At 36.1% G+C, this 16904-nt stretch carries 9 protein-coding genes and 2 pseudogenes; 5 read left to right on the top strand and 6 right to left on the bottom strand.

Features of this window, described 5'->3' with window-relative positions; genetic code table 11:
* The first annotated feature begins 10 nt into the window (after nt 1-10).
* From LEP1GSC049_RS224260 to LEP1GSC049_RS224270, 3 genes are all read left to right on the top strand, one after another.
* A complete protein-coding gene (locus tag LEP1GSC049_RS224260; RefSeq protein ID WP_004758176.1) occupies nt 11-2758 on the top strand; it encodes a transglycosylase domain-containing protein in 2748 nt (915 codons plus the stop codon).
* Nucleotides 2748-4298 (top strand): hypothetical protein, encoded by a 1551-nt coding sequence (locus LEP1GSC049_RS224265; RefSeq protein ID WP_004756154.1) that lies wholly within the window; start codon nt 2748-2750, stop codon nt 4296-4298. The genes LEP1GSC049_RS224260 and LEP1GSC049_RS224265 overlap by 11 nt, the downstream gene beginning before the upstream one ends.
* Nucleotides 4299-4668: 370 nt before the next feature.
* Nucleotides 4669-5667, top strand: a complete 999-nt coding sequence (locus tag LEP1GSC049_RS224270) for a hypothetical protein (RefSeq protein ID WP_004758166.1) — start codon at nt 4669-4671, stop codon at nt 5665-5667.
* Between the two features lie 171 nt (nt 5668-5838).
* Here LEP1GSC049_RS224270 and LEP1GSC049_RS16895 read toward each other — a convergent pair.
* From LEP1GSC049_RS16895 to LEP1GSC049_RS224295, 6 genes and pseudogenes are all read right to left on the bottom strand, one after another.
* A pseudogene (locus LEP1GSC049_RS16895) lies at nt 5839-6265 on the bottom strand (DUF1801 domain-containing protein).
* A 1163-nt stretch (nt 6266-7428) separates the two neighbouring features.
* The gene (locus tag LEP1GSC049_RS224275) at nt 7429-7617 is read right to left on the bottom strand and encodes a hypothetical protein (protein ID WP_004762480.1); all 189 of its coding nucleotides are present in this window, start codon (nt 7615-7617) and stop codon (nt 7429-7431) included.
* Nucleotides 7614-8396, bottom strand: a complete 783-nt coding sequence (locus LEP1GSC049_RS224280; RefSeq protein ID WP_004756151.1) for a pentapeptide repeat-containing protein — start codon at nt 8394-8396, stop codon at nt 7614-7616. The genes LEP1GSC049_RS224275 and LEP1GSC049_RS224280 overlap by 4 nt, the downstream gene beginning before the upstream one ends.
* 58 nt (nt 8397-8454) lie before the next feature.
* Nucleotides 8455-8658 (bottom strand): 50S ribosomal protein L31, encoded by a 204-nt coding sequence (gene rpmE, locus LEP1GSC049_RS224285; protein ID WP_002152427.1) that lies wholly within the window; start codon nt 8656-8658, stop codon nt 8455-8457.
* Between the two features lie 20 nt (nt 8659-8678).
* A complete protein-coding gene (gene rho, locus LEP1GSC049_RS224290) occupies nt 8679-10127 on the bottom strand; it encodes a transcription termination factor Rho (RefSeq protein ID WP_016560337.1) in 1449 nt (482 codons plus the stop codon).
* 148 nt (nt 10128-10275) lie between these two features.
* Nucleotides 10276-11412 carry a CBS domain-containing protein gene (locus LEP1GSC049_RS224295; RefSeq protein ID WP_016560326.1) on the bottom strand — a complete coding sequence of 379 codons (1137 nt, stop codon included), beginning with the start codon at nt 11410-11412 and terminating at the stop codon, nt 10276-10278.
* Nucleotides 11413-11625: 213 nt separating this feature from the next.
* On the opposite strand from LEP1GSC049_RS224295, the pseudogene LEP1GSC049_RS2000000228610 reads away from it, so the two are divergent.
* Nucleotides 11626-13126, top strand: a pseudogene (locus LEP1GSC049_RS2000000228610) (DUF3592 domain-containing protein).
* 391 nt (nt 13127-13517) lie between these two features.
* A complete protein-coding gene (locus LEP1GSC049_RS224310) occupies nt 13518-16904 on the top strand; it encodes a TPR end-of-group domain-containing protein (protein WP_004758180.1) in 3387 nt (1128 codons plus the stop codon).

Below are 16904 nucleotides of genomic sequence, written 5' to 3'. Positions count from 1 at the left end.
TCCGACAATTATGAGGATGATGGAGACTGGAATTCAGACTCTAAAAACGACTCGATTTTTATGTCCTGAATGTGGAACTACTTCTAGGCTTCCGGAAGGAGTTCCTACCGGTTCTGTTTTTAGACTTACCTGCTATCAATGTGGGCATAAGGTTTTGGTAAGAACGGATATTCCAAAAGTTCCGATTCCAGTTCAGTCATCCGATAAAATTTTACGTCATCCGGAATTACCTAAAAATGTAGGAACTCCTAAATTGCAATCTGCTCCGCGGCTTCAGCCTGAGCCGACGGTTCCCCAAACATCCGGTCCCGGAATTTTTGAAAAACTCTCCGAGATTCAGAATCTACTGCGACAGAAATTGTGGGAACTAACACAAAAATTTAGGGAAATAAAAAGGAATCGAATCGAATCCGATGTGAGTTCACATTCACTTCTTCAAAAAGAAAAGATTACATCCGAAAAAAAACCGTTTTTAACTGTTAGGCGAGAGATCGGGGCAAATGGACAACATACAGTCAAAACACTTGCTGAAAGACTCAAGGAACAAATAGGCAGACGTAGTATTCGGCTTCCGAACGTGATTTTACTTTCTTCAGGAGCGGTTATTTCTCTACTTCTTTTGGGAATGATCCTTTTTTGGGTGGGAGTCATCACTCGAGAATCGGAACTTAAAGAGATGATTTCTCTATTCTATAATCATCAACCTTCAGTGATCTATGATCGGGATGGAAAAAAGGTCTCTGAGATTTTTGCAAAAAAAACGAGTAATCTGGAATGGGATGCTTATCCTGAAAATCTGAAAAAGATCGTGCTATTGGTAGAGGATCGGAAGTTTTTTTCCCACGGCGGAATCAATTATATGTCCTTACTCCGCGCAGTTTTTGTAAACATTACGAGTTTTCGCTTTAAACAAGGAGCTTCTACAATCACACAACAGCTCGCAAGAATTTTGTTAGACGATAGGGAAAAAAGCCTTGTCCGAAAGATCAAAGAGGCGCAGCTCGCCTTTGCGTTAGAATATTCATATGAGAAAAAGCAAATATTCTTATATTATTTAAATAACGTATACTTGGGGCACGGAGCGTTCGGGTTTGCAAGTGCAGCGGAATTTTATTTCAAAAAAACTCCTTCCGAACTCAGTACGGAGGAAATGATTGTACTTGCTTCTTTGGCTTCCGCTCCGAATCGATTTTCACCTTTGAAAAACCCAGATCTTTCTAGACAAAGGGTCAACGCGATCATTCACTCTTTTAGAGAAGACCAGATTTTAAAGGAAAATCCAAAGACAAAACTCGACGAAATTTATCTTTCCTTTCATATGAGATCGCCCGGCGAAACCGTATTCGGAAATCGAAAGGATCATTCTCCTTATGTAACCGAACACGTGCGTAAATTTTTGAACTCTTTATACCCAGATTCCAATATTTATGAAACCGGAGGATTTTCTATTTATACGACTATTTCCGAGCCTGTCCAAGCGGAACTTCCAAAAATCGTGAAAAACTACGTAGATAACGTGCAAAAAAACGGATTGGTTCGAAAGACAAAACTTACGGATAATAAAAATTCCAGTGAAACCGCTGTTTTTAGAAGATATATACAAGATCTTTCGCCGGCGTTGGAATTATTTATAGATACGGATTCTTTCGGCGGTCAAAACGAATCCGGATTGCAAGTTGCGTTAGTCGCTGTTGATCCTTCTACAGGAGAGATTCTATTGATGCACGGTGGTTCCGAATTTAAAGCGGATAATCAATTGGATAGAACTACTGCGATGAAACGTCAGACCGGATCTTCTATCAAACCGATTTTATATTCTGCGGCGATAGAAACCGGAATGATCAACGCTTCTTCTCGAATTTTAGACGCACCGTTAATTTATAGAAATCAAACCGGAAACTGGATGCCTGAAAATATTGGAAATCAATACGACGGAGATATTAGCGTTAGACTTGCATTGGCAAAATCCAAAAATACCGCAGCGGTTCAAATTGCTGAAAAGTTAGGAATATCAAAGATTCAGGATTTTTTTCAGAAGTATTTCTTTCCTGATTTGAAAGTATTATCCTCTCGATTTAGAGGGGATCTTTCATTGGCATTAGGTTCTTTGGAAATTTCACCATTGGAAATGGCGCTTGCGTATTCTGCGTTTGCAAATGATGGAGTGATCAAACGTCCTTATCTGATTCAAAAGATCACGGATCGATCTGGAAAAATTGTATTTGAAAGGAAATCTACGGATGAGTTTGGTTTAAAGGTTCCAGAAGAAAGAAAGGTATTATCCTCACAGGTTGCGGAAATAATGATCGACCTACTTCATGGGAGCGCCAATTCCGCAGGAGTAAGAAGTACTGGATATAGAGGAGAGGTCGCTGGTAAAACAGGAACTACAAACGATAACAGAGATAACTGGTTCGTGGGAGTAAAACCCGGAATGTCGATGGCGATTTGGCTAGGATACGACGATCCTAGTTACGGACTCGGCTCGTCCGCGTTAGGCGGAACTGTTGCCGCTCCTCTTTGGGGAACCGTTGCCAAAATTTTCGAAACGGCAGAAGGTTCGGACGAAAGAAAAAAATATCTTATTAGCGAACATGCGATTAGTGCGACCGTTTGTGAAGAATCCGGTAAACTTCCCGGTCCTTCTTGTAAACATCCTAGAAAGGAACTTTTTAAGAACGGGACTGTACCTTCCGAAGTTTGTCCTCTAAATCACGGAACAGACGTAAAACGGGAAGTCCTTCGTAATGTATTTTAAAATTTATTATTATATTATTATATTCTTAATTTTTATACATAGTTTGCATTCTGTTTCTTACGAAGAAGCATATGCAATGGAAAAAGAAGACCCACTGTTTTCGATTCCTTTATATGAAGAGTTGGTTCGAACCTCTCAGAAATCGGATATACGTAAAACGGCGTCTTCTAGACTTTTTTTCCTTTATGAGAAATATCGCAAATACATCCCCGCTATTTTAATCATGACTCGTTCCGGGAAAATCACGGATAAAAAAGGAAAATATACCACGATCGTAACCGAACTTGCAAACGGTTTGAACGTAAGTCCCTTTGCGCTGGTTTCTGTTGTTTCCGGTTGTAGTAAACCGATTCCAAAACCGGATGTTTTTTTTCAGGAAGTAAAACCGATAGAATCAAAGGAGGAATCCGTCGAGGAAGAAGTATCTTCAACACAGACGCTCGAAATTCCCGAAATGCCACTACTGTTTAAAATCCTTTCAAAAAAGGAGAACTCTTCGCTTTATAAGGTTTGTTATGCGGTAAAAATCAAAACGGGCGATTTTGACGGTTGGGAAAAAATACATGCTTTCGGAGAGATGAAAGAAATTTTATCTCCCGAAACTTCTTTGGCTTTGCGTATCAGTTTTACTCTTCATTCAGGGAGAGGTAGCGCCTATAAAAGAATTTATTCGGGCGGTAAACTGAAAATGTTAAGCGAAGAGGGAAAATCGGATCTTTTGTATCTCTACGGAAAGTTTCTTAGAAATTTAGGAAAATATGATTCTTCTGCGAGATACTTTTGGATGAGCGGTTCTTACGCCAATAAAGAACGAAGTGAAATTGAAACTGCAAAAACCCTTTTGATTTCCGGAAGAAAACAGGAAGCTTGTTCTAATCTTTCGAAAAAATTTTTTCCGGGAGATGAATCGGAAGAACTTTTATCCAGGGTGTGTTTTAAAAATTTTGAAAGTAGTTCTGGACTGTTAAAAGCTATAAGTCTTTTAAACTCTGATACTACCGATCCTGTATTTGAATACTTTTTAGGAAAAAACATTTTAAACAAAACGGAGGAATCCGATTCAGATGAATCGGATTCTAATTACGGTAAACTTTTAGATGAAAAATTGTTTTCCGGAGAAAAAAATCCCACTCCTTTCTGGGATTATCGAAAAATGAGAACTGAGTTTAATATTTCTAGCCCACCTTCATTTATTTGTAAGTATGGAAAAGGTCCTCTATTTCAGAAAAGTTTAATACAACCTCAATATTGTGTTCCTTTTTCGGAATTTTCTTCGGATGCGATTTTGGCGACTCCTTTGTTTACTTCGGATCAAGAAGAGTTAAGTTTGGTTTTTTCTAATTCTTCTTATAATCCGATACCGGTTCAAATTGTTTTTGTAAATTCGGACGGTTCGGAGTTTTCGTTTCAAATGACAAATTTAGTATATCGTAAATCTCTAAATCGTTTTTTTGTAGAAGGATTTTCAAGTGATAAACAGTACAAATTTTACTCAGTCGATTTAAAGAAAATTTCTGTAAACGTATTGGATTTAAAATAGAGTTTTTGAAAAATCCATCTAGTATCGGTAAGACGGCGTTATTCGTTTGTTTTAAAACTTGTTCAAAAAATCATAAAACTAATGTGAGTTCGTGGAGAATAAGGAAGGAATTTTCTAATAGTATGAGTTCCTACAATTTTTAGAATTTGTTCGTAAAATCGTGATTTAAGTGAGCTCCCACAGATTAAGTCTCTTAGAGAGATTTATAGACGTTCGAACAATTTTAGAAATTGTATTAGTTCCTACATGTATAGATTTTGAAACGACCTTGGAGTAAAAATTCAATTTAAAAAATGGAATTCTACTTGAGAAAGTAGAAGAGTTCGATAGGAAGAGACGGAAATTTTTAAAATTAAGGAAAATTCCGAACGTGATCCAATCTAATTTTAATCATCCTAGGTTTAGAGAAAACGATTCAAAAGGACATTATGAAAGTTGGTTTGTCAGGGCAAATCACCCTAACGCTTGTAAGGCGATATGGATTCGTTATACAATTTTTTCTCCAAAAAATATTCCCGAAAAGGCGATCGGAGAACTTTGGGCGATTTATTTTGACGGTGAAAAAAATACCCGGTTCGTTTCTAAGTCTGAATTCCCAATCGATAAATGTAAATTTAATACTACTCCTTTATCTATAATGATAGGAGATTCAGAACTTTCTGATTTTCATCTTAAGGGAAGTGCCGGAAATAAAAAAGGTTCCGAAGATTTTTTCTGGAATTTAAATATTTCAAACGGCAGCCCTCCGCTTTTTCTTTTCCCTGAAAGTTTATACGAGGAATCTTTTCCAAAGGCGAAAGTTTTGGTTGGAAATCCTTTGGTGAGACTTAACGGAAGTTTAAAGTTAGGTTCGCAAATCATACAAATTTCAGATTGGGTTGGAAGTCATAATCATAACTGGGGATCAAAACATACGGATCGATATGCTTGGGGACAGGTTGTAGGTTTTGAAGAGGATGCGGATTCTTTTTTAGAACTCGCCACCGCCAATTTAAAGATAGGGCCTTTTTGGATTCCTGCAATTACTCCTATCGTATTCAGGTTTAGAGGAAAGGACTATAAACTCAATCATCCTTTTACAAGCTTTGGAAGGGCCCGGTATCGTTATTTTGATTGGAGTTTTTCTGCGAGTTCAAAAGAGATTCAACTCAAAGGTAGAATTTTTGCGGAACCAAATGATTTTGCATGTCTGCAATATTGGAATCCTCCCGGTGGTTGGAAATATTGTCTCAATAGTAAGATTGCAAGTGCTGAACTAATCGTGAAGAGAAAAGAAGATCTGACTTTTTTAAAACTGACTTCGAGTCGTAAAACCGCGTTTGAAATTCTTACAGACGATTTTTCTCATGGAATGAAACCGGAAGTTTAGAAATGGAAATCTGTTGATTCGTTTTGTTTTTTCTAAAGTTTAAAAAATGTTTTTTTAATTATAATGATTCCGAGTTAGTGTACTTCACTAATCAATATTATTATTGAGTAAGTATGATTTCTTTTCACTTTATGAAAGTTATGTGTGTTGATATTTCATTTTTCATAAAGTTTATTTTTTTGTTTTTTTACTTAGATGATACGTCAACGCTAAAGAAATGCAAACTTTCAATTCTTTATTTGGAATTGGATCTTTGACGTTTAGCTGAATGGAACGATTTTCCTTCGAACTCAAACTTTTTGGGAAAAAATTCTTTAAAAGTAGAGATTAAATTTGTCTGACAATGAAAATAGATCGCATATTTATCTTCTTTAGATGGAACTTTATCGATTCGAATTGTACTTCCACTTTTGGTTTCCGAAGTTAGATAACTAGGCTGACCCCATTTTAAGGTTTCTTCCAACTTACCAACACCTTCGGTTAAATCCGCAGTGTCGAAAATGAGTTTTCTTAAAAAAAGTAATTTTTCACGAACTTCGTTTAGATAGTTTTTAAATACTTTGGCAACGTTCGGGTCTTTAAATTTTATCTTAGACATTATAATGATTCTCTAAAGAATATAATGAAATATTAATGTATTTCTATTTTACTGAGATCTTTATAATAAAACACCTAGTTTTTTGCATTACTCAGAACTACATAATAGAGTACCTAATATTTTGCACTAAAACAGTGTTTGCAATAAAAATTTACGGTATAAGATCGGTAAGTAAATTCGTCGTAAGAAAATCGGGAGTGAATCCGGCGTTGTCGGACTACGCTTTCAGTTCTGATCAACAAATTGAACTAAAAACAAAATTCTTTCGATATTTCAATTTGTTATAGAACGCGATCTGTCGAATGACCTAAAACGCTTTCGTAAAAAGCGTTTTGCTTTAGTTCAATTTTGATTCTAAAATCCTATTCAACTTGTGTGGTTGGTTATGATGAGAAGTGAGACATTAAATTTGAAATAGAGTTCTGCTAAGTGTCCCGCGCCCCAATTGCTTTCGCATTGGATTATACTGAATTTGTGCTATTTAACGTGAGTTCGGCGTAAGAAATCTATGATTCTGAAAAAAGTTGGAATCTGAACTTTATAGATCGATTCTTTAAATGTGGGAACTCTCACAATTTAAAAGATATAAGTTTATAACAATTGAATCTGTGGTATTCAAGTGTGGGAACTCATACTTTTAAAAAAGTCTTTTTCAACTGAACTCACGTTAAAATAGGATTTAAATTTTGATGATGACCACAAAACAGCGGTTTTGCGCAAAAATCGGATTGGACGATGGTTCTTTTTGTATTTCATAGTAGTTCCTATAATTTTTAAAGTTTAACTGGTAATCCACGATTTGTTTGAGTTCCCACATCTATTTTTTTACGAAAAAATTGACCTAAGATTTTCTTACGTTCCTGCTCACGTTAAATATAATTTTTTGAAAATTTCTGAGTCTTTGTAAAATCGCCCATTCATTTTCGAATACTATTTTTATGTGTCCGAGTAGTAAGTTCTTAAGTAGAATTTACTACAATTGGTTGTTAATTTGAAATCGATAGGACTGTAAAAAACAAAAGAAATATGGCTAATATAGAATATTCTAAAAAACTGAATTTATAAAATAAGTTATAACAAAAGTCCTAAAATTTCCAGATGGTTCTGATCTTTACAGATAAACGATTGAGTTATATTCCTTTATGGGAAGCGGCACGAAAAGTCTAAGCTGGAACTACGTCGGTAGGAGTTAAAGATTCGATATTATGTGTAAATCCTTCTTTGTCGTGAAATAAAACGACTAATTTTTCGTTCTCGAAGGAAATTACTTCTACGATCGTATTTGTATGAACGAAAATTCCGTTATGTAGAAAAGTGCGTTTTACGATTTTAACCTTGTCTCCCGGTTTCATTTGTTTAAGTAAATATCTTTACCTTCTTTTTTCATGACGGAAAAAAGATGAATTTGTTTTTGATCAAGACGGGTTCCAATGTCGTAGATTGCGTCCGTAAAATCAGCGCCTTCTACGTTTGCGCCTGCTAGTTTTGCCCAACGAAGATCGGCGCCTCTGAAATTTGAGTTTCTAAGATCCGCGTTGTTTAAAAAAGAACCTCTGAGTTTGGCTCCGGAGAAGTTAGCTCCTACAAAGGAAGAGTTTTGTAGAAATGCGTGTCCTAAATTGGCGCCTGAAAAATCGACTCCATCAAATTTAAGTTTCTCTAATATAATACTGGAAAGGTCTTCGTCTTTGAGAGAACCTTTTACTTTCAAAATTTCTAATGCTTTTCCGGCGGTGATTCTTTTTTCTTTGGGAATGCCCGCTCCGCTTTCGTAATCTCGCACCGCTTGTAGTAGGGCTGCGACCGCGGATTCTGGATAGTTTTTTCTACGTTCCGGAAATTCGAACATGGATTCGATGTCTGTAGAAGTGATCGATTTGAGTTGTTCGATTGTTTTTCCTTTTGCGAATTCCGTTGCCATCGCAAGAGCCACAATTCCGAACCCGCAACCGGTTGTTGTATAACTTGCGTCCGTGACCGTTTCTGAAGAATCAATTTTTAAATAAATTCGATAACCGTCTCCACAACCAACGTTTCTATAATTAGAAACGACGGTCGCGTCTTCCATTTCACGATAGTTGACTCGATCGTCGTTGATTTGTTTATACCGCGTGAAGTCCATTACACTCATGAAAGTTTTCCTGCTCGGTTTTTAGACGGCATAAAAAGAAAGAAGAGTTTGTAAACTTTTACTGCATCTTATATTTTTTCTTGAACTTATCTACCCGACCAGTGGTATCCACTAGTTTAGACTTTCCCGTAAAGAAAGGATGGCAAGCGGAGCAGATCTCGATATTAATATCGCCGATAGAAGTTCTGGTTTCGTATACGGTTCCACAGGATGCACAGCTGATTTTAGCTGCTCTATAGTTTGGATGAATTTCGGTTTTCATAAATTCCCTTGTTGAAACGTTTACTGTGTGTTCATACTGGCTAAAAAGGCGTCGTTTGTTTTAGAAAGCCTCATTTTTTCCAGCAATAATTCCATGCTTTCCGTGATACTCATAGGAGAAAGTACTTTTCGTAGAACAAACACTTTCTGAAGAACGTCTTTGGTGATTAATAGTTCTTCCTTACGAGTTCCGGATTTATTAATATCGATTGCGGGAAAGATCCGTTTATCGGAAAGTTTTCGGTCCAGATGGATTTCCATATTTCCCGTTCCTTTGAATTCTTCAAAGATCACCTCATCCATTTTGGATCCAGTATCTATCAAAGCAGTGGCGATGATCGTTAGAGAACCGCCTTCTTCAATGTTTCTCGCCGCTCCGAAAAATCGCTTCGGTTTATGAAGTGCATTGGAATCCACTCCACCGGAAAGAATTTTACCGGAAGTAGGAATGACTTGGTTATAGGCTCGAGCCAAACGGGTGATTGAATCTAAAAGTATAACCACGTCTTTTCCGTGTTCCACAAGACGTTTTGCTTTTTCGATGACCATCTCCGCGACTTGAACGTGTCTTTGTGCAGGTTCGTCGAATGTGGAAGAAACTACTTCTCCACGAACGTGTCGGGCCATATCTGTCACTTCTTCGGGACGTTCGTCGATTAGAAGTACAATTAAAGAACATTCCGGATGATTGGATGTAATCGCGTTTGCGATATTCTGCATCAGAATCGTTTTACCGGTTCTAGGAGGTGCTACTATCAAGGCCCTTTGTCCTTTTCCAATCGGACACATCAAATCTAAAATTCTAGTATCCAACATAGATGGATCGTATTCCATCTTGAGTCTTTCGTTTGGATAAAGAGGAGTTAAGTTGTCAAATAAGGCGCGTTTGCCGGCTACGTCCGGAGTATAACCGTTGACGGTTTCCACTCTAAGCATTGCAAAAAATCGCTCCGATTCTTTGGGTGGACGAATCTGACCTTCGACTGTATCTCCGGTTCTAAGACCGAACAATTTGATCTGAGAAGGAGAAACATAAATATCATCTGGACCTGGAACGTAGTTATAATCCGGAGAACGTAAAAATCCATATCCATCCGGAAGTTTTTCCATAACTCCAGCAGCATGAACTTGTCCGTCTCTTTCCGCTTGCGCTTGTAGAATGGCGAAGATCAAATTCTGCTTTTTTAAACCGCCAGTGTTTTCTACTCCTAAACTTTTAGCGACTTCGATCAAATCCGCGATCGCTTTTTTCTTCAGTTCTACAAGGTCGATGGGCACCGGCGCCGGGCCTTCGTACCCCCCTCGTTTGCGTTTACGAGATCTGGGATCTGAATTTTCAGAAGAATCAGATTCTTGAGATTCTTGATTTACGTTTTCTTCTTCGAAAGAATCTCCAGAGTCGTTTTGGTTGTTATGATTGTGGTTTGAATGTTGGTGTCTGTTTTTATTGTCTCGTCTTGCTGTTGCCATATTAAAGAACTACTTGATTTTTAAAAAGGGAGAAGGATTTCGCCTTTTTGAGATTTTATTTTTGAGAATTCAGAGTGGAGAAGAGATCAGTTAGATCGGCTCTAACCATGAGATAACGGATAAGAAGGATGGTTGTCAACGAAATTATTCAACGACGGTTTCTTTTTTTTACAGTGGTTTTAGAAGAATTTTTTTTAGATGCAGAGTTTGTTTTGGGCCCGTTCTTTTTGGATTTTTTAGAGTTAGGCGTCTGAGAGTTATTGTTTTCCGTATTTTTAGGCGACTTTTCTGAAGAACCAGAAGCCGAAGCCTTTTTACGAGGAATCGGATTTTCTCTCGAAAGGGAATAACGATTTTGTAGATCTAAAAATTTGATTCTATTTTGAAGTGTGGTTCTAGGAACTCCTAATTGAAGAGCGGTATGGGATATATTATCTTGGTTTGCTTTTAAAGAATAAAAGATAAACGAACTTTCCACTTCTTTAAGCATAGTTTCTAGTGGAAGTTTTTGTAAAAACGCGTCCCGAATGGAGGGAAATTCCAGTCCATTTTCGTCCTGACGTCCTAATACGGCTTTAGGCGTTATGAAATGATAGAGATATCCTGCTATTTTGGAGTTTTGTTTGAGAACGATAATTCTTACGTTACATTCTAGTTCGGACACATAGGTTTGTAAAGAAAAGGTAGAGTTTCCGTCTAATCGAAGTTCGTTGGTTTTTAGATAATCCGCTAAAAGGTTTTTACTCATTTCCTTAAGTAATCTTTCCGCTTGTTGGATTGAATCCCGAAAATACTTTTTAGGTAGAATGTTTTGTTCAAAGGTTTCGTTGTAAAATAGGGAACTTCCTTCTAAATCGGTTGCTAAAAGTCCGTCCGGAAAGTTCTGAAGTATGAGTTCCATAAACCAAAAACGGGAGTTTTGTTCTTTTTCTTGTTTTTGAGTTTCGGTTGTGGAAGGTAGGCTTGGACGATTGGCTGAGACGAGTTGTCCTAGTTCCGCCATCAATTGCACCTTGTCCCATTCTTCTTTTTTTTCGCCTGTTATAGATAAAACCGGAATTGATTTTTGTCTTTGAAAGTATTGAAAGAAAGATTCTGGAATGTCCGTTTCTAAAAATGATTCTGGAATTTGTGCATATTCTTTTTCGGAATTACTTAAATCAGCCATTTCCATTTGGATCAACTTACGAGATAACAAGCCGATCAGTTTTCCAGAGTCGTCTACAACGGGTAGATGTGTCGAGGGTGTAAGTAGAAAATATTTGTAAATGGTTTCTATCTTCATGCGAGTAAATTCGTGCCGATTTTACGTCAGAATACTTTTATTTTTTGGTCTGTAGGAAAATTCTTCTCTTTTTTGAAGCGGGAAAGCCGGTTCCACGAAAAAGATTTCCGGAGAATGTGGGAGTTCACACATCAACGGAAAAAATCGATGACAAAATCAAGTCTCGATTTAGGATTCACGAGGGGTTCCACTTCGAATTACGGCGGTTAACGGATGAAACGCAAAAACAAAATCTCGATCCCCGAAATTATCATCTTTCTCATTTTCATTCTTGTCCTATCCTTATTCACAGGATTTAGCGCACTCGGTCTTTACGCATTTGGAAAACAAATTCAAAAATCATGGGAAAGTGTTTCCTGGATGCCCTCCACTGCGACGATTATTTCTCATCCTTCGGAAGAAGAAAAGTTAGACGAAATCATAGCAAAAAAAAAAATTTCTCTACGGGTATATCGTAAACGGAACTGACTATAAAAACGATACGATTCGTTTTGGACTGAGTGAAAACGAAATCGAAAGTAGAATTCAAAATTTAAAAAAAAATCAAAATATCTCCATCTACTACAATCCCGATAACCCCAAAGAATCCGTAGTAGAGAACGCATTCGAATTTTCCAATCTCATTTATCCGATCCTATTCTTCGTATTCTGTTTCTTACTCAGCATTTTATTCTTTTCCGTCGAAATCTCTTCGATCCTTTTTCTGTTTGGAAAAGAAAAAATCGCCGGCTCCACGATAAAGATGTTTTTTGGAACACTCCTTGCGATATTTACATTTATACCGCTTTCGTTTGTTTCGTTTTCCGCGCATGAGATTTACAAAGGAATACAAAGTAATACCTGGAAAAAGACGAACGGGAAAATTCTTTCGATAAGGACAATCTACGATAACCATAGCACAAAACATTCGAACACAAAAGTCTTTTATCAATACGCGTCGGGAGGAAAAACATACACCAACTCAAAAATCAGTTATCTCAAAGAATTCCCTTACATAGGAGAAGAATTCGATACGTTCAATCTTTACAATTCTTCCGATTCGGTGTCCGTGTTTTTGAATCCCGATACAAAAGAAGAAAGCGTATTAATACAGGGAACGGGGATCTTTCCTTTTTTTGTTTTGCTTTTAGGCGTTTGTTTTTCGAACATATTCGGATTTTGGTTTGCCATATATATCGATTCCCACAAAACCTTAACGAAAAAAATTTCACCGCAAAAACAAAGGAGTGTGCTCTTCACTTCCTTCTTTCTTCCTTTTTTAGCAGTCGCTTTGCGGATCAGTTTTTTAGGATTTCAAAATGTCTACATTTATCATTTGGCCGAAAACTGGCCGATAACGGAAGCAACAATTATAGGAGCACACGTTCACGTTCAAGACAAAAACGGCGTACACCAAAATATATCGGATAGAACACGTCTCTCCCAATATATTCCTAAAATTGAATATAGCTATCGAATCGAAAATAAGGAATACATCGGCAATCGAATTCAAATCGGAGGAATATGGAGCTCAAGCAACTCTTCCGTTGCGGAAGAAATATTAAAAAAATATGAGAACCGCTCCGTTTGGATCCATTACAACCCTAAAAATCCGACGGAATCCTATCTGGAACGTTCCGGTGTTTTTAGTGCTTACTCAATAGGAATCATTTCCGGCCTTTTTTCCGTTTTCATTTTTCTGATTCTGATTCGAATCTGGAAAATAAAGAAATGAATTTGAAAAATATATTAAGAATATGATATTATGAATCGTTCATTTACTCCTTGAAAAGTCCGATTGTTTTCATTCACAAATCGGAACTCGGCACAAATTCGCCAAAAACAAGGATCATTAGTTTTAGAACCTATCTCAAAAATCCTTTATCTTTTCTTTACTTAAAATGCCGAATCGGTGTCAGAATACTTTTATTTTTTGGTCTGTAGGAAAATTCTTCTCTTTTTTTAATTTATGAACTATAAGTGAGAATGACTTGGATTGATCCAAACTTTCTTATTCAGAATCCACAATATTTACGTCCTCAATTTATAATCTTTCGGATAAAAAGTGATATGACTTTCTAAGTCGTCTGTTATTTTACCGAATACTTTTGATTGAACCGTAATATATGATTTTTAGACCGAAAGACTTTCCAAAAAAGACAATTCCAAAATACTACTCAGACTACTTCGAAAAACTGAATCATTTTGATTTTGAAGGAGCCATAAAACTTCTTGAGAAAATTTTTCAAGACGAACGAAACCAAAATAAAAAGGGAATTTTAAAGGAAGAGAAGAAATACAAAAGTTTATCTGTTCGTTTTCAGGAGATGTTAGATGGATTTCATTTTTCTGAACCGTTATCTAAGAAAGTGGATCTGGTCTTAAAACATTTAGAAGAAAGTTTCAATCCGGAAAATTTAAGAGTTCATCGATTTAAACCTTTCAACGGTTTTCTTTTTAAGATGTCCGATGATGGATTTTCTAGTGCGGTTTTAGAATCGATTCATTTTGATCCGGAAACACAAAGAATTTCGAATGTGTTCGGACTCAATCACGAAATCATCTTTGAAAAAGATTCGTATCCTTCTGGAGAAGATTTGGAGGAAACAGAAGAAAACAGTTCCGAACTCTATGATTTTATCTACGATATGGAAGAGGGGGAATATTCGATTTATTATCAAGAAGAAAAAATCGACGGACGGGATTTACACGTTCATATCAAACTACTTCTATTTACAAAAATGATTCGTGAAATTGTAGATAAACTTTTGTTAGACGAAAGGTTCGCAAAGTTTCCGAAAGTTTTTCCTTTTTACGTTCTAGTAAACTCGGAAGAATGTTACAATTATACTCAGGATTCGTTTTTTTTAGAAATTTTGCCTCCGATTGAATTACAATCTATTCGAGAGAATCCTTATTTCACGTTGTATGAAACATCATCTAAAATCGAAAATTCCATTTCTGCAAAGGAAGAATTTTTATTTCATCTTAAATTTTTAGATCAACAGGATTCCAAAGAATTTCAGACCTTGCTTAAAATCGTAAATTCTAATCCGGAATTTCAATCTATTTTGGAAAAATCTGCCTCAGATTCTCTCAATTATAACTTCGACGAACAAGACGAACAAGACCTTCTTGCAAGAGTAAAGGATTTTGAGCCTCATCTATTTTCTTCGTTTTTTTGGAAACTGGCGCAATTCAATCCCAAATCTCATCTAGAAAACGCGCGCAATTTTCAGAACAAAGTTTTTTTCCGTCTTCCACCTCCGTTGGTTGATTCATACAAAATAGCAATTCCTAATATTAATGATTTTTCATATGTTTTGTTTCATTCTTATTTATCTATTCCGGAGGAATATAGGTCTGAATTTTATAGTTCGTTTGAGGAGACTTTAAATCGAATGAAGTCCTTGGCTCATCCCGGGTTTAAGATCCGAGCTATGGAGATCGAGGCCAGATTTAAATCCAATCAATTCGATTCTAAAGAGAGTCCGATATATTCAAATCCACCAGAAGAATTTATAGATGTGATCATCGATCTGATTCACTGTATGCCGAAAAAATTTCCTTGGTTTGGGGAAGCGTGGGATTTTATTTTTAAAGATAGACTTTTGCCTTTAGGGAAAAAGGCAAAAAGGGCGGTTCCCGCAGTGATTGAAGTGATGGAAAGATATAACTATGAGGACTCTACGCGAGAGCTCGCTACTATTTTGTACACCATCGGATGTGATGATATTCCTTCTCTCGTTCATGAATTGCATAAAGAAAACGAATTTTATATGGAGGAATTTTACGATCAGTGGTCTAAGCAAGCTCCTGTGGTACGTTGGTCATATTTTCTGGATCGGTTCGAACATTTTCCGGAAGATTTTGCGCGTTCTGAAATTTGGGAAGATCTTCTTTATGATAGCGAGCCTGGTTTTTTAGTATATTATGAAAATATTGAAAAGGATATAAATCGAAATCGGATTTTTTACGCGCTTTTAAAAGCTTTAAAAAACGATCCTCAAGACGTACCTTCACGTTTTGCTTTATTTTACGCCGAAAAGTTAAGGAATAAGGCTAAAAAAAATAGAGAAAGTTTTTTTCAAATTATATCCGAAATGACGGAAATTCTAAAGTTATTGAACGTACATGGAAAACTAAACAGTGGACAAAGGGTATATCTTGAATGTGGAATTGCGGCTAAGTCGATCCAAGCGTTTTTATTAGAGAAGACGGATGTGTTGGATATTTTAAATGAAACGTTATCCGAAATATCTATAAATCCTCTGTTGCTTTTTTTGAAAGTAAATTATATAGAAAAAAAAGAAGGGATCAAACGGGGTATGGAAGAATTAAGACAAATTCTTCCGGTTCTTTGGAAAGATGATTTTATACTTTCAAAAGCGTTCTTTTTATATCTTTTATTTCCAGATCAGAACTGGGACGAGATTCCTTCCGGAAAGTTATATGCTTTTTATACAAAAGTTCGTTCCGTTTTTCAAAATCATTTTTTTCGGGACGGTAATTTTGTAACTGATTTAGAATCCTTTGATATGGATTTGTTTATAGATGTATTAAAAAAAGAATATTCAAAACTTGAAATAGAGTCGCATAAGGTATGGATTCAAAATCAAGCCGAAGAATACTTGGTTTTCGAAAAGTTGGGTTCTATTTCCGAAAAGGAACTGGCTACATTTTTAAAACCTGGCAATTTATCTCTCAACCTTTCGATTGCGCCTAAACTTTTAAGAAGTTCTAAAAATTTTTCTAAGGAACTTTTACAACTTTTAGAATGGGAAACTGAGAAAAATTCGGTTTTTCAGATTTTGAAACTGTATTATCCAAATGAGTTTTTAAAAGAAGAACTTTTGCAAAATTCAGTTTTTCATACTCATTTGTCATTTTTTATTAGAGAATACGATGAGGTTTCTTCTAGAGAACTCGCTAAATTCATTTTTTCTAAACTTCAGGAAAAACAAAATTCATTAGTAATTGTAGAGACTGTAAAGGATTTGGATCCGGATGCGATCATATATTGTTTTTTAACTGTTTATTGGGCGTTTCAAAATGAAAATCGTTTAAATGAGTTTGAGTCGATTCTGATTCAATTTCTGAAAGATTCGGATCAGACAAGACCTGAATACGTTTTGATTGCAACTAATTTAGGAGTTTTGCAAATAGAAATAGGCAAGTTAGAAACGGCTAAAATAACTTTTGATTCAATTTTTTCTATGGATTGGAGCCGTTTTGATTATAAAAAAGAATCTGATTTTATGGATAAGATTTTAGGCTATGATTTAGATAAACAATACTCAGATATTTTTCGTAAATATTATGCACATGCAAAGTTTAACGCTGCCTGTTTGTATTCCAAGTTACAAGATCCCGAAAAAAGTGTATCTTATTTAAAAGAAGCAGCGGGTCTTGAGCCAGAAATTTACAATAGAACTAAAATTCTTTCTGAAAAAGATTTTTTATCTATAGAACACCACGAGATATATAAGGAATTTATAAATTCTTTAAATTAA

It is taken from the genome of Leptospira kirschneri serovar Cynopteri str. 3522 CT, assembly GCF_000243695.2.
GTDB classification, from domain to species: Bacteria; Spirochaetota; Leptospiria; order Leptospirales; family Leptospiraceae; genus Leptospira; species Leptospira kirschneri.
The sequence above is the reverse complement of the archived record's forward strand: the minus strand, read 5'-3'. Positions and strand labels throughout refer to the sequence as shown.